Origin of the sequence: Pseudomonas sp. Sample_11 (genome assembly GCF_004307505.1) — a bacterium.
GTDB classification, from domain to species: domain Bacteria; phylum Pseudomonadota; class Gammaproteobacteria; order Pseudomonadales; family Pseudomonadaceae; genus Aquipseudomonas; species Aquipseudomonas atacamensis.
This window is the reverse complement of record NZ_RCOD01000085.1, coordinates 58842-81785: the sequence shown is the minus strand read 5'-3', so window position 1 is coordinate 81785 and position 22944 is coordinate 58842. Positions and strand designations below refer to the sequence as shown.

Below are 22944 nucleotides of genomic sequence, written 5' to 3'. Positions count from 1 at the left end.
CCTGAGAATCAAAAGATCGCAGCCTTCGGCAGCTCCTACATTTGAAATGCGTTGCCCTGTAGGAGCTGCCGAAGGCTGCGATCTTTTGATCTTCAATGCTGTTCGATAATCGCCCAAAACCCGCTTTACCCAATTGAATCCCAACATCCGCCCCCCGCACCATTCGCTCCACAAAACCAATAACAACAGGTTCGACACCATGCTCCCGCGCCCTGCCCCGTCCGGCTGATTGCCATCGTTTCACCCCTGAATACTTTCCAAGTCTGCACCCCGAAAACCGGCCGCAGCGCACCCGTTCGCCCTAAAAAAACAAGAGAGACCCAAGTCCATGACAGTTTTCCCTGTGCCCTACACATTGCCCGCTGTGATCGCCCTGGCCATCGCCGGTCTGGCCCTGCCGGCAAGCGCCGAAGAAGGCGGCTTCGTTGAAGGCGCCAAGGTCAACCTCAATCTGCGCAACTTCTATATCAACCGCAACTTCACCAACCCGACCAAAACCCAGGGCAAGGCTGAAGAGTGGACGCAGAGTTTCATCCTCGACGCCAAATCCGGCTTCACCCAAGGCACGGTCGGTTTCGGCATGGACGTGCTCGGGCTGTATTCGGTCAAGCTTGATGGCGGCAAAGGCACGGGCGGTACGCAGCTGTTGCCGCTGGACCATGACGGTCGCCCGGCGGACAACTTCGGCCGCACCAACGTCGCGTTCAAGGCCAGACTTTCCCAGACCGAGGTCAAGGTCGGCGAGTGGATGCCGGTGCTGCCGATTCTGCGTTCGGACGACGGTCGCTCGCTGCCGCAAACCTTCCGTGGCGGCCAGATCACCTCCAAGGAAATCGCCGGCCTGACCCTCTATGGCGGCCAGTTCCGCGCCAACAGCCCGCGCGACGACAGCAGCATGAGCGACATGTCGATGACCGGCAAAGCCGCGTTCACCTCTGATCGTTTCAACTTCCAGGGCGGCGAATACCTGTTCAACGACAAGCGCACGCAGATCGGCCTGTGGAACGCGCAGCTCAAGGACATCTACAGCCAGCAGTACCTCAACGTGTTGCACAGCCAGCCGCTCGGCGACTGGACGCTGGGCGCCAACCTCGGCGTTTTCTACGGCAAGGAAGATGGCAGCGCGCGTGCCGGCGACCTGGACAACAAGACCTGGTACGGCATGTTTTCGGCCAAGTACGGCGGCAACACGTTCTACCTCGGCTTGCAGAAACTGACCGGCGACAGCGCGTGGATGCGCGTCAACGGCACCAGTGGCGGCACGCTGGCCAACGACAGCTACAACGCCAGTTATGACAACGCTCAGGAACGCTCCTGGCAGCTGCGCCACGACTACAACTTCGCCGCCATGGGCATCCCCGGCCTGACCCTGATGAACCGCTACATCAGCGGCGACAACGTGCACACCGGGACAATCACCGACGGCAAGGAATGGGGCCGCGAATCGGAACTGGGTTACACGGTGCAGAGCGGCACTTTGAAGGATTTGAACGTCAGATGGCGCAACTCGACCATGCGCCGCGACTTCAGCAACAACGAGTTCGATGAAAATCGCCTGATCGTCAGCTACCCGATCAGCCTGCTTTAACCACCGATCATGTGTAGGAGCTGCCGAAGGCTGCGATCTTTTGATTTTGATTTCTTAACCACAAGATCAAAAGATCGCAGCCTGCGGCAGCTCCTGCATGAGGGATTTGTGCCATTGGTCAGGCCATGTAGCGCTTTTGCGGGCGACAGTTACAGTGAGCAAACCTGAAGGACTCAGGTGCTCCAACCCTTCACGCTTCCGTTTCGTAGTCGGTCTCCAGCTGTGCACCAGGTTGTCATCGGAAGACACCATTTGATCACCGGAGGATCACCTCATGATCACGCGCCGCACCACCGATTGGGACGCCAAGGCGTACCAACAGTTTTCCCGTCTCAGACAACGTCCGGTCAACGAATTGCTCGACCGTATCGAACTGCATAACCCCCAACGCATTTACGATCTGGGCTGCGGCACCGGCATCGCTACGCAGTTGCTGGCCAAGCGTTGGCCGCGTGCGCATTTGCAGGGCGTCGACAGCTCCGCGCAGATGCTCGATGAGGCACGCTGCCTGCCGATCCGGGCGTTGTGGAAACATTGCGACCTGCTTGATTGGCAACCTGAGCAGCCGGCGGATCTGCTGTTCGCGGCCGCCGTGCTGCACTTTATCGAAGGCCATGAAAAACTGCTGCCGCGCCTGCTCGGTTATCTGAATCCCGGCGGCTGTCTGGCGGCGCACATGCCGGACTGGCGCGATGCGCTGTGGTATCGGCTGATGCTCGACACCCTCGAAAACGGCGGCCCCGGTGGCACACCACTGGGCACACCTGAACTACGCCAGCGCATGGCGGCGCGGCCGTTATTGGCACTGGAGGATTACTACCGGTTGCTCGCGCCCATGACTACGTCGCTGGATATCTGGGAGACCGAGCAGTTGCAGGTGGTTGACGGCAAGTCGCCGGTGTATGACTGGGTGAAGGTCTCGGCGCTGCGGCCGGTGATGCAGGCGTTGAGTTCAGCGGAACAGGCGCGGTTTATCTATCACTACCTGATGCGGGTGCATGAGCATTATCCGCAAGAGGGGGATGGGCATACGTTGTTTGCATTCAAGCGAATATTTATTGTCGCCACGGTTTGAAGAGCAAAAGATCGCAGCCTTCGGCAGCTCCTACAGGGCAACGCATTCCAAATGTAGGAGCTGCCGAAGGCTGCGATCTTTTTCGGTTTCAACCGTCAATCCCGGGATTCGACTCCTAGCTCATCCCACACCGACTCCGCCAGATGAAACGTCGCGTTCGCCGCCGGGATGCCGCAGTAAATTGCGCTCTGCATGATCACTTCCTTGATCTCGCCACGGCTGACGCCGTTGTTGGCTGCCGCGCGCAAGTGCAGTTTCAGTTCGCCCTCGCGGTTCATGCCGATCAGCATGGCGATGGTGATCAGGCTGCGGGTATGACGGGGCAGGCCCGGGCGGGTCCAGATGTCGCCCCAGGCGTGGCGGGTGATCATCTCCTGGAATTCCGAGTTGAACTCGGTCAGCGTGGTCAGGCTGCGATCGACGTGGGCATCGCCCAGCACCGCGCGGCGTACTTGCATGCCTTCGTCGTAACGTTGTTTCTCGTCCACAAATTCTTCCTCACTGAGCCTGCAGAAACGCCAGCACACGGTCGCTGAAAGCGGCACCGGCCTGCACGTTGGACAAATGCGCCGCATGGAACTCGGCGTACTCGGCACCGCGCACGTGGTCGCGGATGAAGTGCCCGCCGGACGGCGGCGTCATCGCATCTTCGCTGCCGGCAATCACCAGCAACGGCACGTTGATCGAAGCCAGTTGTTCACGGAAATCGGCATCGCGCACAGCCGCGCAGTTGGCCGCATAGCCTTGTGGATTGGTTGCGGCAAGCATGTCGGTAATCTTCTTCGCCGCCTCGGGATGCGCTGCGGAAAAGTCCGGGGTAAACCAGCGCGCAATCGAGGCATCACGCAGCGCGACCATCGCCGCCGGGCCATCGCGCAATACGGTTTCGATGCGCGGATTCCATACCGACGGATCGCCGATTTTCGCCGCCGTGTTGCACACGATCAGTTTGTGCAGACGATGGCCTGCGTTGATCCCCAGCCACTGACCGATCAGCCCGCCCATCGACAGTCCGCAGAAATGCGCGCGCTCGATGTGCAGCGCATCGAGCAGACCGAGCACGTCGCGACCGAGTTGTTCGATGCTGTACGGCCCCTCGGTGACCAGCGATTGCCCATGGCCGCGCGTGTCGAAACGCAGCACGCGGAAATGCTCGGTGAACGCCGGCATTTGCGCGTCCCACATGTGCAGGTCGGTGCCCAGCGAGTTGGACAGCACCAGCACCGGCGCCTCCGCCGGGCCCTCAATTTCATAGTGCAGTTCGCCATCGGCGAGTTGAACGAAAGCCACAGCCCTCTCCTTCAGACAGTCAAAGCGTTGTGTTCAGCCACCGCGCGCTCGACCCAGACTTGCGCCTGGCCGAGGTAATGCGCGGGGTTGAGAAGATCATCGAGTTCAGCGCCACTGAGTTCGGCAGTGACTTGCGGCTCATCAGCGAGCACCGCACGCAAATGACGTTGCTCGGCCACTGCACGTTTGCAGCATTGTTCGAGCAGGTGATGCGCGGTGTCGCGGCCGACGCGTTGGGCAAGGACGATGCTCACCGCTTCGGCCAGCACCAGGCCTTGGGTCAGTTCGAGGTTGCGGGCCATGCGCGCCGCGTCGACTTCCAGACCGTCGGCCAGCAAGCGCGCCTGTTGCAGCGAACCGGACACCAGGCAGCAGATTTCCGGCAGGGTTTCCCATTCGGCATGCCACAAACCAAGGCTGCGTTCATGTTCCTGCGGCATCGCGCTGAACAGCGTCGACACCAGCCCCGGCACCCGCGTGGCCGCGCCGATCAGCACCGCTGCGCCAACCGGGTTGCGCTTGTGCGGCATGGTCGACGAACCACCCTTGCCCGGTGCCGCAGGCTCGAATACTTCCGCTGCTTCGGTCTGCATCAACAGGCTGATGTCGCGGCCGAATTTGCCGAGGCTGCCGGCGATCAGGCCAAGCACCGCGCCGAATTCGACGATGCGATCACGCTGGGTGTGCCACGGTTGCTCGGGCAGGGTCAGTTGCAGCTCTTCGGCCAAGGCCTCAGCGATCGGCAACGCCTGTGCCCCCAGCGCCGCGAGGGTGCCGGAGGCGCCACCAAATTGCAGCACCAGCAGACGCGGTTTCAGCTCCTGTAGACGCTGACGGCTGCGCGTGACGGCGCCCAGCCATCCGGCGATTTTCATACCGAGGGTCACTGGCGTGGCATGTTGCAGCCAGGTGCGCCCGGCCAGTGGCGTGGTAGCGAAACGTTGTGCCTGAACGGCGAGCGAGTCGGCCAGTTGTGCCAGTTGGTTTTCGATCAGCACCAGCGCCTGGCGCAATTGCAGGACCAGCCCGGAATCCATCACGTCCTGGCTGGTCGCGCCCAGATGCACATAGCGCTCGGCTTCGGCATCGCTTGAGGCGACCTGCTTACCCAGCGCCTTGACCAGCGGAATCGCTGAATTGCCGGCCGTAGCAATCGCCTCGCCCAGCGCCGTGAAGTCATACAGACCCGCCTCGCACGCTGCGGCAATCGGTGCCACGGCCGATGCAGGAATCAGCCCGACCCGCGCCTCGGCCCGGGCCAGAGCCGCTTCGAAATCGAGCATCGCCTGCACCCGGCCCTGATCGCAGAACACTTCGCGCATATCGTGGGCGGTGAAGTAGGCATCGAACAATTGATTGCCCGGTCGCTGAGTCATAAACAGTCCTTGCCGGCGCGGGCCTCGCAGCCCGCGCACATGGGTTTACAGATCGTGGTGCAGATACTTCGCCTGCTTGGGCAAACGCAGGCTGAACAGGAAGGCCACCGCCATCATCGCCGTGACGTACCAGTAAAAGGCGTTTTCCATGCCGCCGGCCTTGAGGCTCAGGGCCACGAATTCTGCCGAGCCGCCGAAGATTGCATTGGCCACCGCGTAAGCCAGGCCGACACCGAGGGCGCGCACTTCCGGCGGGAACATCTCGGCTTTTACCAGACCGCTGATCGAGGTGTAGAAGCTGACAATCGCCAGCGCCAGAGTGATCAGCACGAAGGCGAGGAACGGGCTGCTGATGCTTTTCAGGCTGAGCAGAATCGGCACGGTGAACAGCGTGCCGAGGGCGCCGAACCAGAGCATCGAGTTACGTCGGCCGATCTTGTCGGCGAGCATGCCGAACAACGGCTGCATGCACATATACAGGAACAGCGCGCCGGTCATGATGTAGCTGGCGGTCTTGGCGTGCATCCCGGCGGTGTTCACCAGGTATTTCTGCATGTAGGTGGTGAAGGTGTAGAAAATCAGCGAGCCGCCAGCGGTGTAACCGAGGACGGTGATGAACGCCGCTTTGTGATCGCGAAACAGTGCAGTGATGCTGCCGGCGTCTTTGTGTGCGCGAGTTTCCTCGTTGGTGGTTTCCTTCAGCGAACGACGCAGGAACAGCGAAATCAGCGCCGCCACCGCACCGACCACGAACGGAATCCGCCAGCCGTAGGCACGCAGGTCTTCTTCAGTGAGGAACTGTTGCAGCACCACCACCAGCGACACCGCCAGCAGTTGTCCGCCAATCAGCGTCACGTACTGGAACGAGGCGAAGAAACCGCGCTGGCCCTTGAGCGCAACCTCGCTCATGTAGGTCGCGGTGGTGCCGTACTCGCCGCCCACCGACAGACCTTGCAGCAAACGCGCGAACAGCAACAGCAGCGGCGCCCAGACGCCGATGTCCTTGTAGGTCGGCAGGCAGGCAATCAGCAGCGAGCCGAAGCACATCATCAGAATCGAGATGAGCATCGAGTTCTTGCGCCCGTGCTTGTCAGCGACCCGGCCGAAAATCCAGCCACCAATCGGCCGCATCAGGAACCCGGCGGCGAATACGCCAGCGGTGTTGACCAGTTGCACGGTGGGGTTATCGGAGGGGAAAAACGCCGGGGCGAAATAGATCGCGCAGAAGGCGTAGACGTAGAAGTCGAACCACTCGACTAGATTGCCGGAGGAAGCGCCGACGATGGCGAAGATGCGCTTGCTGCGCTCTTCGCCGGTGTAGTGGGAGGTGGTGGTTGTCATTGTTTTTTCACTCGATAGGGACAGTCACAGTCTAGACATACTTTGCAACAGTCCCGTTCCACACCGGATCATCACTCAAGTCTGGATCAGCCTTTGTGGCGAGGGGATTTATCCCCGCTCGAGTGCGAAGCACTCGCAAATCAGATACACGCGGTTCATCTGAATACCGCGCCGACTGGTTTTTGGGGCTGCTTCGCAGCCCAGCGGGGATAAATCCCCTCACCACAGGGACTCTGTCCTGCAGGGGATTTGGGGTGTTCTCTCAATAATCGAAGAACACCGTCTCGGCATCGGTGCCCTGCAGAACCACATTCCACTGGTACACACCCGACGCATCCGCCTTGGCCAGCAAGGTTTGACGACGCTCCGCCGGCACACATTCCAGCAACGGGTCAGCCACGTTCGCCGGTTCACCTTCAAAATAAATCCGCGTCAGCAAATGCTTGACCAGACCACGGGCAAACACCAGCACCACCAGATGCGGCGCCTGGGTCGAACCTTTCAACCCCGGCACGGTGCCCGGTTTGATCGTGGTGAAACGGAAGCGCCCTTCAGCGTCCACCGGTACCCGGCCAAAGCCTTCGAAATTCGGATCGAGCGGTTTGTCCTGCTGATCTTCCGGGTGGTCGTACTTGCCGGCGGCGTTGGCCTGCCAGACTTCGAGCATGGCATCGTTGACGACATCGCCGTTGCCGTCGACCACCTGGCCGGTGATCGCCACGCGCTCGCCGAGAGTCAGCTCGTTGGCCAGGGTTTCGCGGTTCAGCCACGTCAGGCCGATGTGGTAATACGGCCCGACGGTGTGGGACGTGGTCGCATAGAGCGTCATCTTATTTCTCCATCGGCGTGGCTTCACGCCCGCGCAGCACGATGTCCCAGCGGTAACCGAGGGCGTAGGACGGAATGGTTTTTTCCAGATCGAAAGCAGCGATCAGGCGTTCCTTGGCCGAGGTGTCCGGCACGCAGTTGTAGATCGGGTCATACGCCAGCAGCGGGTCGCCGGGGAAGTACATCTGCGTGACCAGACGCGTAAGGATGCTCGGCCCGAACAGGGAAAAGTGGATGTGCGCCGGGCGCCAGGCGTTGTGGTGGTTGCCCCAAGGATAGGCGCCGGGCTTGATGGTCTGGAACTGGTACCAGCCATCGGCATCGGTGACGGTGCGGCCGGTGCCGGTGAAGTTCGGGTCCAGCGGCGCGTCGTGCAGGTCGCGGGCATGGTTGTAGCGGCCGGCGGCATTGGCCTGCCAGATCTCCACCAGAATCCCCGGCACCGGCAGGCCGTCTTCGTCGAGCACGCGGCCGTGAATGATGATGCGCTCGCCCAACGGCTCGCCGTCGTGCTGAGCGGTGAGGTCATTGTCCTTCTCGGCAACGTGTTCGGCGCCGATGGTCGGCCCGGTGATTTCCGACAGCGAGTGCGGCAGGTGCACCAACGGCTTGGACGGCGAGCGCAGGTTGGTGGATTGATACGTCGGGTGCAGGTAGTCAGGCTGAGTGCCTGCCTGTGGGCGACGGTAACCAGGCTTGTCAGTCATTTCGCTTTCCTCAGTTCTTGTAAGTGCCGCAGCGCGTCAGACACGTTCGATGGCCAGGGCCAGACCCTGGCCAACACCGACGCACATGGTCGCCAGACCTTTCTTGCCGCCAGTTTTTTCCAGATGATGCAGGGCGGTCAGCACCAGCCGCGCACCGCTCATGCCCAACGGGTGACCGAGGGCAATCGCGCCGCCATTCGGGTTGACCTGCGGCGCATCGTCGGCCAGGCCCAACTCGCGCAATACCGCCAGCCCCTGGCTGGCAAACGCTTCGTTGAGTTCGATCACGTCGAAATCGCTGACCGCGACGCCAAGGCGCTCGGTCAGTTTACGCACCGCCGGCACCGGGCCGATGCCCATCACCCGTGGTGCGACGCCGGCGCTGGCCATGCCGAGCACTTTTGCGCGGGCGGTCAGGCCGTGTTTTTTCACCGCTTCGGCTGACGCCAGAATCAGCGCAGCAGCACCATCGTTGACCCCGGAGGCATTGCCGGCGGTGACGGTTTTATCCGCGCCATTGACCGGTTTCAGTTTCGCCAGCGCTTCAATCGTGGTGTCGGCGCGCGGATGTTCGTCCTCGCTGACCACGGTTTCGCCCTTTTTGTGGGCGATGCGCACTTCGACGATTTCTTCAGCAAAGTAACCGGCAGCCTGCGCGGCGGCGGTACGTTGCTGACTGCGCAAGGCAAAGGCGTCCTGATCTGCGCGCAAGACCTTATAGTCGTCGGCGACGTTGTCAGCGGTCTGCGGCATGGCATCGACGCCGTACTGCGCTTTCATCAGCGGGTTGATGAAACGCCAGCCGATGGTGGTGTCTTCCAGCTTCATGTTGCGCGAGAACGCCGCGTCGGCCTTGCCCATCACGAACGGCGCGCGAGACATCGATTCGACGCCACCGGCAATCGCCAGCTCCATTTCGCCGCTGGCGATCGCACGGAATGCAGTACCGATCGCGTCCATGCCCGAAGCGCAGAGACGATTGAGCGTAACGCCGGGCACGCTGTCCGGCAGCCCCGCCAGCAGCAGCGCCATGCGCGCAACGTTGCGGTTGTCTTCGCCGGCCTGGTTGGCGCAGCCGAGGAACACTTCATCGACGGCATTCCAGTCCACCGAAGGATTGCGCTCCATCAGGGCTTTGATCGGCACGGCGGCGAGGTCATCGGCGCGCACGGCGGACAGTGCGCCGCCGAAACGGCCGATAGGGGTGCGAATCGCGTCGCAGATATACACGTCACGCATCATGCTTCTCCCGGTGCCTGACCGTGGGCGGCAGCGGTGCGCGCTTCCAGATCACGCAGCGCCGTCAGCTCGACTTCGGTCGGCTCAGCGGTGGTTTCAATAGAGTCGGCAAAACGGATCGCCCAACCGGTGGCGGCGACCACTTGCTCGCGGGTCACGCCCGGATGCAGCGCGGTGACCACGAATTCGTGGGTACCCTCCTCCGGTTCCATGATGCACAGATCGGTGATGATGCCCACCGGCCCGGCGCCCGGCAGTCCGAGACGTTTACGCGAATCGCCACCTTCGCCGTGACCGACCGAGGTGATGAAATCGAGCTTGTCGACAAACGAACGCGCCGACTGTTTAAGGATGATCAGCACGCTTTTCGCCGAACCGGCAATCTCCGGCGCGCCACCAGCACCCGGCAGGCGCACTTTTGGCGCGTGGTAGTCGCCGACCACGGTGGTGTTGATGTTGCCGAAACGGTCGACCTGCGCGGCGCCGAGGAAGCCAACGTCGATGCGCCCGCCCTGCAGCCAATAGCGAAAAATCTCACCGGTCGGCACCACGGTGTCGGCGGTCTCGGCCAGCTCACCGTCACCGATGGACAAAGGCAGTACGCTCGGCTTGGCGCCAATCGGGCCGGATTCGTAGATCAGCACCACGTCCGGCGATGAAGTCAGGCGCGCGAGGTTGGCGGCTTTCGATGGCAGGCCGATGCCGACGAAGCATACCGAGCCGTTCTTCAGGCGCCGGGCCGCCGCGACGGTCATCATTTCATTGGTGGTGTAAGTCATTACTTGGCCTCCGAAGCAGCGGCCAATTTGGCCTGGAATTCGCTGAAGTCAGCGCAGCCATGGATGTATTCGTTGATCCACGCGGTAAACGTCTCACGGTCGCGAGCGATCGGGTCCCACGCCTGATAGAAACGATTGTCACGCTCGGTGTAACCGTGGGCGTAGGACGGATGCGCGCCGCCCGGCACATGGCAGACCGCGCTCAAGGCCCAGGTCGGCAGTACGCAAGCGTTCATCGGTGCATTGAGGTCGTCGACGATTTCTTCCACGGTGACGATGCAGCGCTTGGCCGCCAGCGCGGCTTCTTTCTGCACACCGAGAATGCCCCAGAGCAACACGTTGCCTTTGCGGTCGGCCTTCTGCGCGTGAATCACGGTGACGTCCGGGCGCACCGATGGCACTGCCGCCAGCACTTCGCCGGTGAACGGACAGGTCACGGTTTTGATCAGCGGATTGACCTTCGGCAGGTCGGAGCCGGCGTAGGCACGCAGCACTGCGAACGGCAGGCCGGACGCGCCGGCGACGTAGGCGTTGGCGAGGTCGGCGTGGCTGTGTTCTTCGATTTCCAGCGCGTGCGGCCACTGTTTCTCGACCGCGTCACGCAGGCGGTGCAGCGAGCCCACACCCGGGTTGCCGCCCCAGGAGAAAATCAGTTTGCGCGCGCAACCGGCGCCGATCAGTTGGTCGTAGATCAGGTCAGGCGTCATCCGCACCAGCGTCAGATCTTTCTTGCCTTGACGAATGATTTCATGACCCGCTGCCGTAGGGATCAGGTGAGTGAAGCCTTCGAGGGCGACGGTATCGCCGTCGTTGACGAATTGCTTCACCGCGTCGTGCAGCGAAAGGATCTCAGCCATGGAGCGGGCTCCTGTTCTTGTAAGGAATCGCCAGTGATAAAAAGGCGCGAGGTTCAGCGCCGGAGTCACTGAAGATTAAGCTCGGGAAATTCGCCAAACAATCCGATAATCGACTGAGCGTTCGTTTATCGAACGGATTGTTGTTCAGCTAACAATCTGATCAAAAGCTTCGCGAGCAGGCTCGCTCCCACCTTGGAATGCATTCCAGAATGTGGGAGCGAGCCTGCTCGCGAAGGGGCCAGTCTGTTCAATAACGATCTGCGCCCGACTCAGGTCGCATCCGCATGACTGACCATGCCTTTGATCAGCACCGCCGCCGTCGCCAAACCGGCCGGGATCACCAGTGCGGTCAGCACCTGCTCGAAATTCCAGCCCAGGCCGAGCAAGGTTGCGCCCATCCACGCGCCGAGGATCGCGCCGAAGCGGCCGATGCCGAGCATCCACGACACACCGGTCGCGCGGCCTTGAGTCGGGTAGAAGCGCGCGGCCAATGACGGCATCGCCGATTGCGCGCCGTTGACGCACATCCCCGCCACCAATACCAGCGTCGCCAGCAAGGTGATGTTGCCCAGGCTCTGCCCTACGGCGTAGGCAAACACCCCGGCCAGCAGGTAGAAAATGCCGATGACCTTGTGCGGATTGAAGCGATCCATCGCCCAGCCCACCCCGACCGCGCTCAACACGCCGCCAAACTGGAACAACGCACCGATGAACGCGGCCTGCTCCATGCTCGCGCCGCTGTCGCGCATCAGCGTCGGCAGCCAACTGGTCAGCAGGTACACAATCACCAGCCCCATGAAATAAGTCAGCCACAACAGCAGCGTGCCGGTGCTGTAAGTGCCGGAGAAGATCACCGCGAAGACGTTGCGTGCCTTGACGGTTTTCTGTTCCGGCACGCTGAAGCTCGCAGCCTGGGCGACGGTAATTGGGTCGATCGGCGCGAGGGTCTTGCGTACTTTGTCGGTGCCACGGTTGCGCACCACCAGGTAGCGCGCCGATTCCGGTAGCCAGAACACCAATACCACGGCGAGGATCAGCGGCAGGATCCCGCCGATCATCAGCAGAGCATGCCAGCCGAACGCCGGGATCAGCTTCGCGGAGATGAAACCGCCGCCGGCCATGCCGAGGTTGAAACCGCAGAACATGCTGGTCACCAGCAGCGACTTCTTGCGCTCGGGTGTGTATTCCGAAAGCAGGGTCGTGGCGTTGGGCATGCCCGCGCCGAGACCGAGGCCGGTGAGGAAGCGCAACACCAGCAGTTGTTCGACGTTGGTGCTGTACGCCGAGGCCAGGCTGAAGCCGCCGAACAGAATCACCGCACCGACGAGGACGACTTTGCGCCCGAAGCGGTCAGCCAAAGGGCCGGAGCCGAGAGCGCCGAAGACCATGCCTATCAGCGCAGCACTCATCACCGGGCCGAGGCTGGCGCGGTCGATGCCCCAGTCTTGCGACAGCGCCGGGGCGATGAAGCCCATGGCGGCGGTGTCTAGGCCGTCGAGAAATACGATCAGGAAACACAGGATCACCACCCGCCACTGATAGCGCGAGATCGGTTGGGCGTTGATGAAGGTCTGCACATCGAGGCAGTTACCCACAGCGGACTGAGGCTGGTTCATTATTTTTATTCCACGCAAAAAACGCAGTCGAACGGCGGCCGGCCAAAGGAAGGCACGGTCACAAGAATAGAAGGTTGTAATCAGGCGTTGCGGTGAACCCGGCAACAACGGGCGGGATACAGACAGTCGGGGAGCGAGCGCATGGTGAGTTGCCTCTTGTCATTATTATGGGGTCGACAGTCCGGCGAGCTCATTCACATCAGCGCCGGATGACGCTGCCGCGACATTAATGATCCGAGGGTTTTAGCGTCAATTCGATAAACGCAACACTGTGCGTTTATCGAACAGCTTCCTCAGGCGAACAGCTGCGCACTGAGGTCGCGACTGGCGCTGAGCAGGCCGGGCAAGAAGCGCTGCTCCAGCTCGGCGCGACTGACCCGCCCGGCGTGGGTGCTGACATTCAGCGCGGCGACCACTTGCCCCGAGGCGTCGTACACCGGCACAGCGATCGAGCGCAGCCCCTGTTCCAGTTCCTGATCGACAATGCACCAGCCCTGCTGCCGCACCTGCTGCAAACATTCGAGCAACGCGTCGGGGGTATGAATGGTGCGGCTGGTCTTGGCCACCAGTTCGGCGTGGTCGAGGTATTCGCCAAGGGAGGTGTCGTCCAGCGCGGCCAACAGAATGCGCCCCATCGACGTGCAATAGGCAGGGAGACGCCCGCCGACGGAAAGGTCGACCGAGATCAATCGCTGAGTGGTCGCCGAACGCGCGATATAGAGAATGTCATCGCCCTCCAGCGTCGCCATGTTGCAGGCCTCGTGCAGTTGCTCGCTCATGCGATCCAGATACGGTTGGGCCGAGACCGCCAGCGGCGTCGAGGACAGATAGGCATGGCCGAGGGTCAGCACTTTCGGCAGCAGCGAATAGGTGCGCCCGTCGGTGGTGGCGTAGCCGAGCTTGATCAGCGTGTGCAGGCAACGGCGCACGGCGGCGCGGGGGATTTCCGTGCGATGACTGATCTGCGCGATGGTCAGGTGGCGTTTGCGCTCCTGAAACGCCTGCACTACCGCCAGACCACGGGCCAGGGACGTCATGAAATCCGGATCACCGGTCAGCGCCTGAATGCGCTTGGCCGGCGAGGCGACGATGGGCGGCGCCACCGACGTGAAGGAGTTGCGCATTTGATCGTTCATTTCTTGTCCTTGTCCGGCACGCATCGATGCCTAGTCAAACGGCTCGCCGCGCGATGCACAAGCACCGGGGCGCCAACATTGGGCGATTATCGAACCGCCGACCGATAATCGCAATCCAGTGCCCCGCCCTCCTCTTCATGCTAGAGGCAGCTTTAGCGATTCTGCTCGCAACTTAGTTGTTCCAGTTAATGGCGCCAAAAACAGAACGCCGGTTCTATAACGCTGTCTTTACACTTAACTAGCGGCAAAAGTTGCCAGCAACAAAACCATCACACATTCAGAACCGTTTTTAACTTGGCAAAGATAGTCATTCCCGAATCGGCCGCTATAATGCACCCTAGTCGCGGCGCTTTAATCAAAAGCCCGCGACTTGCTGAAACGAGGTCCTTCGTCTCAGCTCCGGCCAGCGCCCGGCGCCCATCACACATGCAACGCCAGCGCTCGCTGAAACAGGAAACTGATGCTGCGTCAGTTTTTATCTGGTGCCGTAGCCGCCTGTAACACGGAAGTCTTGATCGCCTCTGCAATGTCTCCGCGCCTGATCGGGCTGTGGATGACTGGCGGGGGCGCGCAATTGACTCGTTGCAGTGTGTTTCACCGGATATTCAATTCAACTCATACAGGTAGCACCGTGACAAAAGACGAACTGCGCGCGGAACTAGAGCGCCAGGAACAACGTTACAAGGAAGTTTACGGCGGGGAAGTCACCACCTACGCCGCTCAGCCGGAACCGGAACGCAAGGCATGGCGCAAGCGCCCTACCGTCCAGGATCAGGTGTTCAAGCAGGAAATTGAAAAGATCGAAAAGGAACTCAAAGCCGAAGAGCCATGAGCCACGGCGGTTGAGCATTCGAAAGTCGGCGTCCGCCTGAGCCACAGCGCGGTGGAAGACGACACCTCGCGCGCCCGCTATCCGCGGGCAGCGGCTGCATCGCTGTTCTGCGGCGTATGAACGAGCGTCCCACAGGTTTCAGAGATATTTCAGACAAGCGTTTGAGCCTTTGCGATGTCTGAAAAAACGCCTCGAAAATATAGTTTATTCAATAAAATCAAGTAGTTGAAAAACCCTGCGTGCTGCTTGGTTTTCACGCCCTGCAACAAATTAAATCGAAGAAGGGTGTGACCAGTGAGCAGACGGGGCATCGATTTCCTGTCTTTTCTGGCATAATCGCGCCCCCTTACGACCGGGTCAGAAAACCTTCATGATCGATTTATTCAGCGGACTGGATGCTTGGGTGCTTGTGAGCCTCTTGCTCGCCCTGACGTTTGTCCTCGCCTTCGAGTTCATCAATGGATTTCATGACACCGCTAACGCGGTAGCCACTGTTATCTACACCAAAGCCATGCCGCCACACCTGGCGGTGTTCTTTTCCGGTGTGTTCAATTTCCTCGGCGTGCTGCTGGGCGGCGTTGGCGTGGCGTATGCCATCGTCCACCTGCTGCCGGTTGAACTGCTGATCAATGTGAACACCGGCCATGGCCTGGCGATGGTGTTCTCGTTGCTCGCCGCGGCAATCGCCTGGAACCTGGGCACCTGGTACTTCGGTATCCCGGCTTCCAGCTCGCACACCCTGATCGGCTCGATCCTCGGTGTCGGCCTGGCCAACGCGCTGATCAACGACATTCCGTTGAGAGATGGCGTGAACTGGCAGAAAGCGATCGACATCGGCGCCTCGCTGGTGTTCTCGCCAATGGCCGGCTTCCTCATCGCCGCGCTGGTGCTGATCGGCCTGAAATGGTGGCGCCCGCTGTCGAAGATGCACAAGACGCCGGAACAACGCCGCAAGATCGACGACAAAAAGCACCCGCCGTTCTGGAACCGTCTGGTCCTGGTGATCTCGGCCATGGCCGTGAGCTTCGTGCACGGTTCCAACGACGGCCAGAAAGGCATCGGCCTGATCATGCTGGTACTGATCGGTATCGTCCCGGCGCAGTTCGTACTCGACCTGAACAGCACCACCTACCAGATCGAACGCACCCGCGACGCGACCCTGCACCTGAGCCAGTTCTACCAGCGCAACGCCGATTCGCTGGGTGAGTTCCTGGCCCTGGGCAAGAGCGTGGAAGGCGACCTGCCGGAGAAATTCCGCTGCAACCCGCAGCAGACCGAACCGACCATCACCGCCCTGCTGCACACCCTTAAAGGTGTAGCGGACTACCATTCGCTGTCGTCGGACAGCCGCATCGAAGTGCGTCGCTACCTGCTCTGCCTGGACGACACGGCGAAGAAAGTCGGCAAGCTGCCAGGCCTCGAAGCCCGTGAAAAGGCTGACCTCGACAAGCTGCGCAAAGATCTGACCACCACCACTGAATACGCCCCGTTCTGGGTGATTCTGGCGGTCGCCCTGGCACTGGGCCTGGGCACCATGGTCGGCTGGAAGCGCGTAGTGCTGACCATTGGCGAGAAGATCGGCAAGCAGGGCATGACCTATTCCCAGGGCATGTCGGCGCAGATCACCACCGCCAGTCTGATCGGCATGGCCAACATCTTCAGCCTGCCAGTGTCGACCACTCACGTGTTGTCTTCGGGTGTGGCCGGGACCATGGTTGCCAACAAAAGCGGCCTGCAGGGTGGCACGGTCAAGACTATTCTGCTGGCCTGGGTACTGACCTTGCCAGCGACCGTGGCGCTGTCGGCCGGGTTGTTCTGGTTGGCTTCGAAGGCTTTGGGTAGTTGATCGTTAGCTGTTGATTGGAAAAGGCGTGATTCGTGAGGATCACGCCTTTTTTGTTATTGGGGGTAAGAAGTCTGCCGAAGGGGCAAAAGATCAAAAGCCAAAGCAAAAGCCAGATCAAGAGCCCCTCACCCTAGCCCTCTCCCGGAGGGAGAGGGAACTGACCGAGGTGTTTAATCGAAGTACGCCGACCTGAGATACCGAGTCGATGCAGGTTTTGAACACCACACAAATCGGCCCCCTCTCCCTCGGGAGAGGGCTGGGGTGAGGGGCAGCAACAATGCAAATCAAAAGCCGAACACCCACGCTTTTCACCACTCAATAGGCCGAGTGTCAGCTCGCCTGCTTTTGATCTTGATCCACCGGCGACGTCGGAAGGCTGAGTGGAGGGATTGATCCGGGCGTGGGAGCGCAGCGACCGTCTGGCGCAGCCAGACACAGCGGAAGGAGGTGCAGCGAAGCAAACCGGAGCCGCTGCGCCCGGATCAGTCCCGGAGCGAAGGGACCCGAGCCTGCGAGGGCCGAACGCAGGAGCTAGCGTTTTTTGCTTACTTTTCTAGGCGCTTGTAAAAAAGTAAGTCGCCGTAAGGGCGAAACCGCCAGCCGCCACACCCGAAGCAACGGATATTCACCCAAAACCCCAACAGCCTGGTCGGCCGAAAGGCCGCCAAGGCACAAAAAAAAAGGGGCAACCGAAGTCGCCCCAAAATGCCTTGCGTGCCCATCAATCCAGAAGAACTCACTTGCGCCGCTTATGCGCATCCTTCCAGATAAAAAATCCAAACCCTGCAAAAAACAGCACCATGAGCCCCACCGTGAGAACCCCGGCAAACACCACGTTATCGAAAAACATGACTGACCTCCCGGCCCTGCTTTGCTGCGATGGATTCAAATTAACAAACACACAGGCGCACATATTGACCAGGATCAATATCCGCAACGTTGGGAAATAAAGGAGGGGAAATAACTGATCTGCATCAACCAATGCAGCGGGAGATCAACGCTTTTTCGGCTTGTTCTTCGACTTTTTCTTGGCTTTTCCCAACGGCATCGCCTGCTCGAAAGCCTGGCGCACTTCGTTCAGGCGCTTCTCGTTGAGGTCATGCACACGCTTGGCGCGTTCAGTGCTGAGGTCGATCAGTTTGTCGTCTTGGCTCATGGCGTCCGGCACATCGCAGAAGAGATCACAGCTGCCGTCACCGACAGGATTGCGCCAATCATGCCGCTTGGCGCAGGCGCTGACCAGTCACTGCTCAAATCTCGATATCGACCCACAGCCCCTGACGCGGCTGATCGTCTATCAACGGCACCACCGGCACGGTGTTGTCGGCGTTCAACTCGGTACCCGGCACGGCCAGATGCTCTTCAGGATCTTCATCCGCCTCGCGGCGTCGGCGGTCACGTTCCTGTTGACGACGCTGTTCTTCGCGCGCCAGCAGACGATCCTCTTCCGGATCACGCTTCTGCAGATCGATCGTGCTTTCGTTGGAGCTTTCCTGCACCGGCACCACTGGCGGGATGTCCGGCCGCTGGCGGATCGGATCCTGCTGGGAAGTGATCGGCACGGCGCTCAAGGGGAGCATCGGTGGCAACATATAAAGGTCTCCTGTCTGCAGGCTATCGGCTGGGGCGCAGGCGCCTTGAGCCGCCTGTCGCAAACTTGTGATGCACTTGGCACCTGCTGGAGCTGCCGAAGGCTGCGATCTCTTATGGGACAACGCAAAACCGAAGTGTTCCCACAGATCAAAAGATCGCAGCCTGCGGCAGCTCCTACCCCAGTATTTCTTTGGCCTCAGGGTCGCATTCCGTTAAGATAGCCCGCTTTTTCAAGGTGGGAGTCAGGCAGCATGGCGCAGCAGTATCAACCGGGGCAACGCTGGATCAGTGACAGCGAAGCAGAGCTTGGTTTAGGCACCGTTCTGGCACAGGACGGCCGCTTGCTGACCGTGCTTTACCCGGCCACTGGCGAAACCCGCCAGTACGCGCTACGGAATGCGCCCCTGACCCGCGTGCGGTTCTCGCCGGGCGACTCCATCACCCATTTCGAAGGCTGGAAGATGACCGTGCAGCAGGTCGACGACGTCGACGGGCTGATGGTCTACCACGGTCTCAACGGGCAGAACGAGGTCGTTACCCTACCGGAAACCCAGCTGTCGAACTTCATTCAGTTCCGTCTGGCCAGCGACCGCCTGTTCGCCGGACAGATCGACCCGCTGCCGTGGTTCTCCCTGCGCTACAACACCCTTGAACACACCAGCCGCCAGTTGCAGTCCTCGCTGTGGGGCCTGGGTGGCGTGCGTGCGCAACCGATCGCGCACCAGCTGCACATCGCCCGCGAAGTCGCCGACCGTATCGCCCCGCGCGTATTGCTGGCGGACGAAGTGGGTCTGGGTAAGACCATCGAAGCCGGTCTGGTCATCCATCGCCAACTGCTTTCGGGGCGCGCCAACCGCGTGCTGATCCTGGTCCCGGAAAACCTCCAGCATCAGTGGCTGGTGGAGATGCGCCGCCGCTTCAATCTGCAGGTCGCGCTGTTCGACGAAGAACGCTTTATCGAAAGCGATGCCACCAACCCGTTCGAAGACACGCAACTGGCGCTGGTCGCGCTGGAGTGGCTGGTCGATGACGAGAAGGCACAGGACGCCTTGTTCGCTGCCGGTTGGGACCTGATGGTGGTCGACGAAGCGCACCACCTGGTCTGGCATGAAGACAAGGCCAGCGCGGAGTATTCGCTGGTCGAGCAACTGGCCGAAGTCATCCCCGGCGTGCTGCTGCTCACCGCCACCCCGGAACAACTCGGTCAGGACAGCCACTTCGCCCGTCTGCGCCTGCTCGACCCGAACCGTTTCCACGACCTGGCCGCGTTCCGCGCCGAGAGCGATAACTATCGCCCGGTCGCCGAAGCGGTGCAGGAACTGCTCGACAAGGGCCGTCTCTCCGCCGAGGCGCACAAGACCATTCACGGTTTCCTCGGCAACGAAGGCGAAACCCTGCTCACCGCCGTCAACGATGGCGATACTGAAGCCAGCGCCCGCCTCGTGCGTGAACTGCTCGATCGCCACGGCACCGGCCGCGTGCTGTTCCGCAACACCCGCGCCGCCGTGCAGGGTTTCCCGGAGCGCAAACTGCATCCGTATCCGCTGCCGTGCCCCGACGAATACCTCGAACTGCCGCTGGGCGAACACGCCGAGCTGTACCCGGAAGTCAGCTTCCAGGCGCAACCGGACGCCGACGAAGAACAGCGCTGGTGGAAATTCGATCCGCGCGTCGAGTGGCTGATCGATCAGCTGAAAATGCTCAAGCGCACCAAAGTGCTGGTGATCTGCGCCCACGCCGAAACCGCGATGGACCTGGAAGACGCCCTACGCGTGCGTTCCGGCATCCCGGCCACGGTGTTCCACGAAGGCATGAACATCCTCGAGCGGGATCGCGCCGCCGCCTACTTCGCCGATGAAGAGTTTGGCGCTCAGGTGCTGATCTGCTCGGAAATCGGCAGTGAAGGTCGCAACTTCCAGTTTGCTCATCATCTGGTGCTGTTCGATCTGCCGTCGCACCCTGACTTGCTCGAGCAGCGTATCGGCCGTCTCGACCGGATCGGCCAGAAGCACATCATCGAACTGCACGTGCCGTACCTGGAAACCAGCCCGCAAGAGCGCCTGTTCCAGTGGTACCACGAAGCGCTCAACGCCTTCCTCAACACCTGCCCGACCGGCAACGCCTTGCAGCATCAGTTCGGCCCACGCCTGCTGCCGCTGCTCGAAGAAGCCGATGACGGCGAGTGGCAAGCGCTGATCGACGAAGCACGCGCCGAGCGTGAGCGTCTCGAAGCCGAGCTGCACACTGGCCGCGACCGTCTGCTGGAACTCAACTCCGGTGGCGCTGGCGAGGGTGAAGCGCTGGTAGAAGCGATCCTCGAGCAGGACGACCAGTTCGCCCTGCCGATCTACATGGAAACCCTGTTCGACGCCTTCGGCATCGACAGCGAAGACCATTCGGAAAACGCCCTGATCCTCAAGCCGAGCGAGAAGATGCTCGACGCCAGTTTCCCGCTGGGCGACGACGAAGGCGTGACCATCACCTACGACCGCAATCAGGCGCTGTCGCGCGAAGACATGCAGTTCATCACCTGGGAACACCCTATGGTGCAAGGCGGCATGGATCTGGTGCTGTCCGGTTCGATGGGCAACACCGCCGTCGCGCTGATCAAGAACAAGGCGTTGAAGCCGGGCACCGTGTTGCTCGAATTGCTCTACGTCAGCGAAGTGGTCGCACCGCGCTCGCTGCAACTGGGTCGCTACCTGCCACCGGCGGCGCTGCGTTGCCTGCTCGATGCCAATGGTAATGACCTGTCGCCACGGGTGTCGTTCGAAACCCTCAACGATCAGCTGGAAAGCGTGCCACGGGCCAGCGCCAACAAGTTCATCCAGGCCCAGCGCGATCAGCTGACGCCACGGATCAACGCCGGCGAAGAAAAGATCGCCCCGCGTCACGCCGAGCGTGTGGCCGAAGCGCGCCGTCGTCTGGCCGCCGACACCGACGAAGAACTGGCGCGCCTGACCGCGTTGCAAGCGGTCAACCCGACCGTGCGCGACAGCGAACTGGAGGCGTTGCGCACTCAGCGTGAGCAGGGTCTGGCGATGCTCGACAAAGCGGCGCTGCGCCTGGAAGCGATTCGGGTGTTGGTGGCGGGTTAACCGCCCCGCTCCACCGCTGAAAACCAAGAGGCCCGCAGTGATGCGGGCCTTTTTTATTTCAGAAGCAAAAGATCGCAGCCTTCGGCAGCTCCTACAGGGGAAACGCATTCACATGTAGGAGCTGCCGAAGGCTGCGATCTTTTGTTCTTAAGCAGTCGCCGCAGAAATTTCTGGCTCAACCACCGCCACCAATCCCTCCTTCATCCGCTGCGCATCGCGAACAAAACACCGCGATGCCAGAAACAGAAAGACCATCGTCAGGAACAGCGCCACCGGGATCAGGTACATCGCGTCATGCAGGCCGACAGCCTTGAACGCTTCGGTCATCTGCTCAGCCCCCGCCGCCAGCATCGCCGTATGCGCGAAATGATCCGACAGCCCACCCACCACCACTGGCCCCAACCCGCCGCCGAGCAGATACAGACCGGCAAAGAACAACGCCATCGCCGTCGCCCGCAGGCGCGGTTCGACGACATCCTGAATCGCCGTGTACACGCAGGTATAGAAGTTGTACGCGAACAGCCAGCCGACACTGAACACCGCGACGAACACACCAATCTCGATGCGCCCGGCATGCAGCGCCCACGCCGTACACAGGGTCGAAATGATCAGACTGAACGCGGCAAACAACAGCCGCCCACTGGCGAAGCGCTGGTGAATCTTGTCGGCGATCCAGCCGCCAAGGGTCAGCCCGACCAGTCCGGTGACGCCGACGATCACGCCCGTGGCCACCGCCGCCTCCTGCAACGGCATGAGGAAATAGCGCTGCAGCATCGGCACCAGAAACGAGTTGCAGGCATAGGTCGCGAAGTTGAAGCACAGCCCGGCCATCACCAGCCACAGGAAGGTCGGCACGGCGAGGACGCGGCGGATCGGTTTGTCGACTTTCTCTTGCGAGACCTGCACGGTTTCCGCTGCGCCGCGTTTTGGCTCTTTGATGAAGAACATGAACACCGCGAGGATCAGCCCCGGCACGGCGGCGATGAAGAACGGCGCGCGCCAGCTGTCGAACGCCTTGACCATCGCGCCGATGGTGAAGAACGCCAGCAGCAGCCCCAGCGGCAGGCCAAGCATGAAAATACCCATCGCCCGCGCCCGACGGTGTGCGGGAAACAGGTCGCCGATCAGCGAGTTGGCCGCTGGTGCGTAACTGGCTTCGCCGATGCCGATGCCCATGCGCACGATGAGGAAACTCCAGAAACTGCCGACCATGCCGTTGACCGCAGTCAGCGCACTCCAGGTGGCCAGGCCCCAGCCCATCAGTTTGCTGCGTGAACCGGTGTCGGCCATGCGCCCGAGTGGCAGGCCGGCAATCGCGTAAACGATGGTGAACGCGGTGCCGATGATGCCCAGCTGAAAGTCGCTGAGGTGCCATTCCATGCGGATCGGTTCGATGATGATCGCCGGGATGGTGCGGTCGAAGAAATTGAACAGGTTGGCGAGGAACAGCAGGAACAGAATGCGCCAGGCATTCGCCGCTTGGGTCGAGTTCTGCATGGGTCCGTCTCTTTATTGTTATGAGGGCTTCACTGCCAGCGCGTCGAGCCCGGAACCTGCAATCTAGTCAGCTGCGCCGGGGCTGTCTGTCATCATTCGTCAGCCTGATATCGACCCATCGCACTGTAACGAAACGTAAGCCCTTGATAAGTCTGAAATCCCCCGCCATACGGGGCTTTCGCGGCAAAATCCAGCGACAAAAAAATAGTTTCGCGCCCCCCTTCCCAACGCCATGGCAAAGTCTAG

Annotated in this window: 20 protein-coding genes; 5 read left to right on the top strand and 15 right to left on the bottom strand. The window is 61.1% G+C overall.

The features are described from left to right. The first annotated feature begins 328 nt into the window (after window positions 1-328). On the top strand, window positions 329-1588 hold the full coding sequence (locus tag D8U60_RS23430; protein ID WP_122700005.1) for an OprD family porin: 1260 nt from the start codon (window positions 329-331) through the stop codon (window positions 1586-1588). A 274-nt stretch (window positions 1589-1862) separates the two neighbouring features. Then, on the top strand, window positions 1863-2663 hold the full coding sequence (locus D8U60_RS23425; RefSeq protein ID WP_122612590.1) for a methyltransferase domain-containing protein: 801 nt from the start codon (window positions 1863-1865) through the stop codon (window positions 2661-2663). Between the two features lie 95 nt (window positions 2664-2758). Here D8U60_RS23425 and pcaC read toward each other — a convergent pair whose 3' ends face one another. The 11 genes from pcaC to pcaR all read right to left on the bottom strand — a co-directional run bounded on the left by pcaC (window position 2759) and on the right by pcaR (window position 13832). Beyond that, complete coding sequence (gene pcaC / locus D8U60_RS23420; protein ID WP_024011942.1) at window positions 2759-3151, bottom strand: 4-carboxymuconolactone decarboxylase; 393 nt, start codon at window positions 3149-3151, stop codon at window positions 2759-2761. Window positions 3152-3161: 10 nt separating this feature from the next. Next, a complete protein-coding gene (gene pcaD / locus D8U60_RS23415; RefSeq protein ID WP_130901044.1) occupies window positions 3162-3953 on the bottom strand; it encodes a 3-oxoadipate enol-lactonase in 792 nt (263 codons plus the stop codon). Window positions 3954-3964: 11 nt separating this feature from the next. Then, window positions 3965-5329: a 3-carboxy-cis,cis-muconate cycloisomerase gene (locus D8U60_RS23410; protein WP_130901043.1), complete on the bottom strand. Its 1365-nt coding sequence runs from the start codon at window positions 5327-5329 to the stop codon at window positions 3965-3967. Between the two features lie 45 nt (window positions 5330-5374). Then, complete coding sequence (locus D8U60_RS23405; RefSeq protein ID WP_130901042.1) at window positions 5375-6670, bottom strand: MFS family transporter; 1296 nt, start codon at window positions 6668-6670, stop codon at window positions 5375-5377. Between the two features lie 262 nt (window positions 6671-6932). Further along, window positions 6933-7499, bottom strand: a complete 567-nt coding sequence (gene pcaG, locus D8U60_RS23400) for a protocatechuate 3,4-dioxygenase subunit alpha (RefSeq protein ID WP_076566302.1) — start codon at window positions 7497-7499, stop codon at window positions 6933-6935. Between the two features lies 1 nt (window position 7500). After that, the gene (pcaH, locus tag D8U60_RS23395; RefSeq protein WP_076566301.1) at window positions 7501-8205 is read right to left on the bottom strand and encodes a protocatechuate 3,4-dioxygenase subunit beta; all 705 of its coding nucleotides are present in this window, start codon (window positions 8203-8205) and stop codon (window positions 7501-7503) included. Between the two features lie 36 nt (window positions 8206-8241). Then, window positions 8242-9447 carry a 3-oxoadipyl-CoA thiolase gene (pcaF, locus tag D8U60_RS23390; RefSeq protein WP_177435492.1) on the bottom strand — a complete coding sequence of 402 codons (1206 nt, stop codon included), beginning with the start codon at window positions 9445-9447 and terminating at the stop codon, window positions 8242-8244. Continuing rightward, complete coding sequence (locus D8U60_RS23385; protein ID WP_130901040.1) at window positions 9444-10223, bottom strand: CoA-transferase subunit beta; 780 nt, start codon at window positions 10221-10223, stop codon at window positions 9444-9446. The genes pcaF and D8U60_RS23385 overlap by 4 nt, the downstream gene beginning before the upstream one ends. After that, window positions 10223-11080 (bottom strand): CoA transferase subunit A, encoded by an 858-nt coding sequence (locus D8U60_RS23380; RefSeq protein WP_024011937.1) that lies wholly within the window; start codon window positions 11078-11080, stop codon window positions 10223-10225. The genes D8U60_RS23385 and D8U60_RS23380 overlap by 1 nt, the downstream gene beginning before the upstream one ends. A gap of 269 nt (window positions 11081-11349) precedes the next feature. Then, the gene (locus tag D8U60_RS23375) at window positions 11350-12696 is read right to left on the bottom strand and encodes an MFS transporter (protein WP_041478919.1); all 1347 of its coding nucleotides are present in this window, start codon (window positions 12694-12696) and stop codon (window positions 11350-11352) included. A gap of 293 nt (window positions 12697-12989) precedes the next feature. Continuing rightward, window positions 12990-13832: a pca regulon transcriptional regulator PcaR gene (pcaR, locus tag D8U60_RS23370; RefSeq protein WP_016771343.1), complete on the bottom strand. Its 843-nt coding sequence runs from the start codon at window positions 13830-13832 to the stop codon at window positions 12990-12992. A gap of 631 nt (window positions 13833-14463) precedes the next feature. Between pcaR and D8U60_RS23365 the strand changes: the two genes are divergently transcribed. Then, window positions 14464-14664, top strand: coding sequence for a hypothetical protein (locus D8U60_RS23365; RefSeq protein WP_008080067.1), 201 nt, complete (start codon window positions 14464-14466; stop codon window positions 14662-14664). Window positions 14665-15034: 370 nt separating this feature from the next. Next, complete coding sequence (locus D8U60_RS23360) at window positions 15035-16510, top strand: inorganic phosphate transporter (RefSeq protein WP_016771345.1); 1476 nt, start codon at window positions 15035-15037, stop codon at window positions 16508-16510. A 736-nt stretch (window positions 16511-17246) separates the two neighbouring features. Here the strand turns inward: D8U60_RS23360 and ccoM are convergent. The 3 genes from ccoM to D8U60_RS23355 all read right to left on the bottom strand — a co-directional run bounded on the left by ccoM (window position 17247) and on the right by D8U60_RS23355 (window position 18102). Continuing rightward, window positions 17247-17360 carry a cytochrome c oxidase subunit CcoM gene (gene ccoM, locus D8U60_RS28010; protein WP_016771346.1) on the bottom strand — a complete coding sequence of 38 codons (114 nt, stop codon included), beginning with the start codon at window positions 17358-17360 and terminating at the stop codon, window positions 17247-17249. A gap of 144 nt (window positions 17361-17504) precedes the next feature. Then, window positions 17505-17666, bottom strand: a complete 162-nt coding sequence (locus tag D8U60_RS27720; protein WP_016771347.1) for a hypothetical protein — start codon at window positions 17664-17666, stop codon at window positions 17505-17507. A 94-nt stretch (window positions 17667-17760) separates the two neighbouring features. Then, window positions 17761-18102: a hypothetical protein gene (locus D8U60_RS23355; RefSeq protein ID WP_024011931.1), complete on the bottom strand. Its 342-nt coding sequence runs from the start codon at window positions 18100-18102 to the stop codon at window positions 17761-17763. Between the two features lie 252 nt (window positions 18103-18354). Between D8U60_RS23355 and rapA the strand changes: the two genes are divergently transcribed. After that, window positions 18355-21201 carry an RNA polymerase-associated protein RapA gene (gene rapA / locus D8U60_RS23350; protein WP_130901039.1) on the top strand — a complete coding sequence of 949 codons (2847 nt, stop codon included), beginning with the start codon at window positions 18355-18357 and terminating at the stop codon, window positions 21199-21201. 147 nt (window positions 21202-21348) lie between these two features. Here the strand turns inward: rapA and D8U60_RS23345 are convergent, their stop codons facing one another. Then, window positions 21349-22698, bottom strand: a complete 1350-nt coding sequence (locus tag D8U60_RS23345) for an MFS transporter (RefSeq protein ID WP_073475856.1) — start codon at window positions 22696-22698, stop codon at window positions 21349-21351. Window positions 22699-22944: the final 246 nt, after the last annotated feature.

Bases quoted from the DNA above. Each gene is read 5' to 3' on its own strand.
- D8U60_RS23430 (WP_122700005.1), top strand. From the start codon at position 329: ATGACAGTTTTCCCTGTGCCCTACACATTGCCCGCTGTGATCGCCCTG.
- D8U60_RS23425 (WP_122612590.1), top strand. From the start codon at position 1,863: ATGATCACGCGCCGCACCACCGATTGGGACGCCAAGGCGTACCAACAG.
- D8U60_RS23410 (WP_130901043.1), bottom strand. From the start codon at position 5,329: ATGACTCAGCGACCGGGCAATCAATTGTTCGATGCCTACTTCACCGCC.
- D8U60_RS23405 (WP_130901042.1), bottom strand. From the start codon at position 6,670: ATGACAACCACCACCTCCCACTACACCGGCGAAGAGCGCAGCAAGCGC.
- pcaG (WP_076566302.1), bottom strand. From the start codon at position 7,499: ATGACGCTCTATGCGACCACGTCCCACACCGTCGGGCCGTATTACCAC.
- pcaH (WP_076566301.1), bottom strand. From the start codon at position 8,205: ATGACTGACAAGCCTGGTTACCGTCGCCCACAGGCAGGCACTCAGCCT.
- pcaF (WP_177435492.1), bottom strand. From the start codon at position 9,447: ATGATGCGTGACGTGTATATCTGCGACGCGATTCGCACCCCTATCGGC.
- D8U60_RS23385 (WP_130901040.1), bottom strand. From the start codon at position 10,223: ATGACTTACACCACCAATGAAATGATGACCGTCGCGGCGGCCCGGCGC.
- D8U60_RS23380 (WP_024011937.1), bottom strand. From the start codon at position 11,080: ATGGCTGAGATCCTTTCGCTGCACGACGCGGTGAAGCAATTCGTCAAC.
- D8U60_RS23375 (WP_041478919.1), bottom strand. From the start codon at position 12,696: ATGAACCAGCCTCAGTCCGCTGTGGGTAACTGCCTCGATGTGCAGACC.
- pcaR (WP_016771343.1), bottom strand. From the start codon at position 13,832: ATGAACGATCAAATGCGCAACTCCTTCACGTCGGTGGCGCCGCCCATC.
- D8U60_RS23360 (WP_016771345.1), top strand. From the start codon at position 15,035: ATGATCGATTTATTCAGCGGACTGGATGCTTGGGTGCTTGTGAGCCTC.
- ccoM (WP_016771346.1), bottom strand. From the start codon at position 17,360: ATGTTTTTCGATAACGTGGTGTTTGCCGGGGTTCTCACGGTGGGGCTC.
- D8U60_RS27720 (WP_016771347.1), bottom strand. From the start codon at position 17,666: ATGAGCCAAGACGACAAACTGATCGACCTCAGCACTGAACGCGCCAAG.
- D8U60_RS23355 (WP_024011931.1), bottom strand. From the start codon at position 18,102: ATGTTGCCACCGATGCTCCCCTTGAGCGCCGTGCCGATCACTTCCCAG.
- rapA (WP_130901039.1), top strand. From the start codon at position 18,355: ATGGCGCAGCAGTATCAACCGGGGCAACGCTGGATCAGTGACAGCGAA.
- D8U60_RS23345 (WP_073475856.1), bottom strand. From the start codon at position 22,698: ATGCAGAACTCGACCCAAGCGGCGAATGCCTGGCGCATTCTGTTCCTG.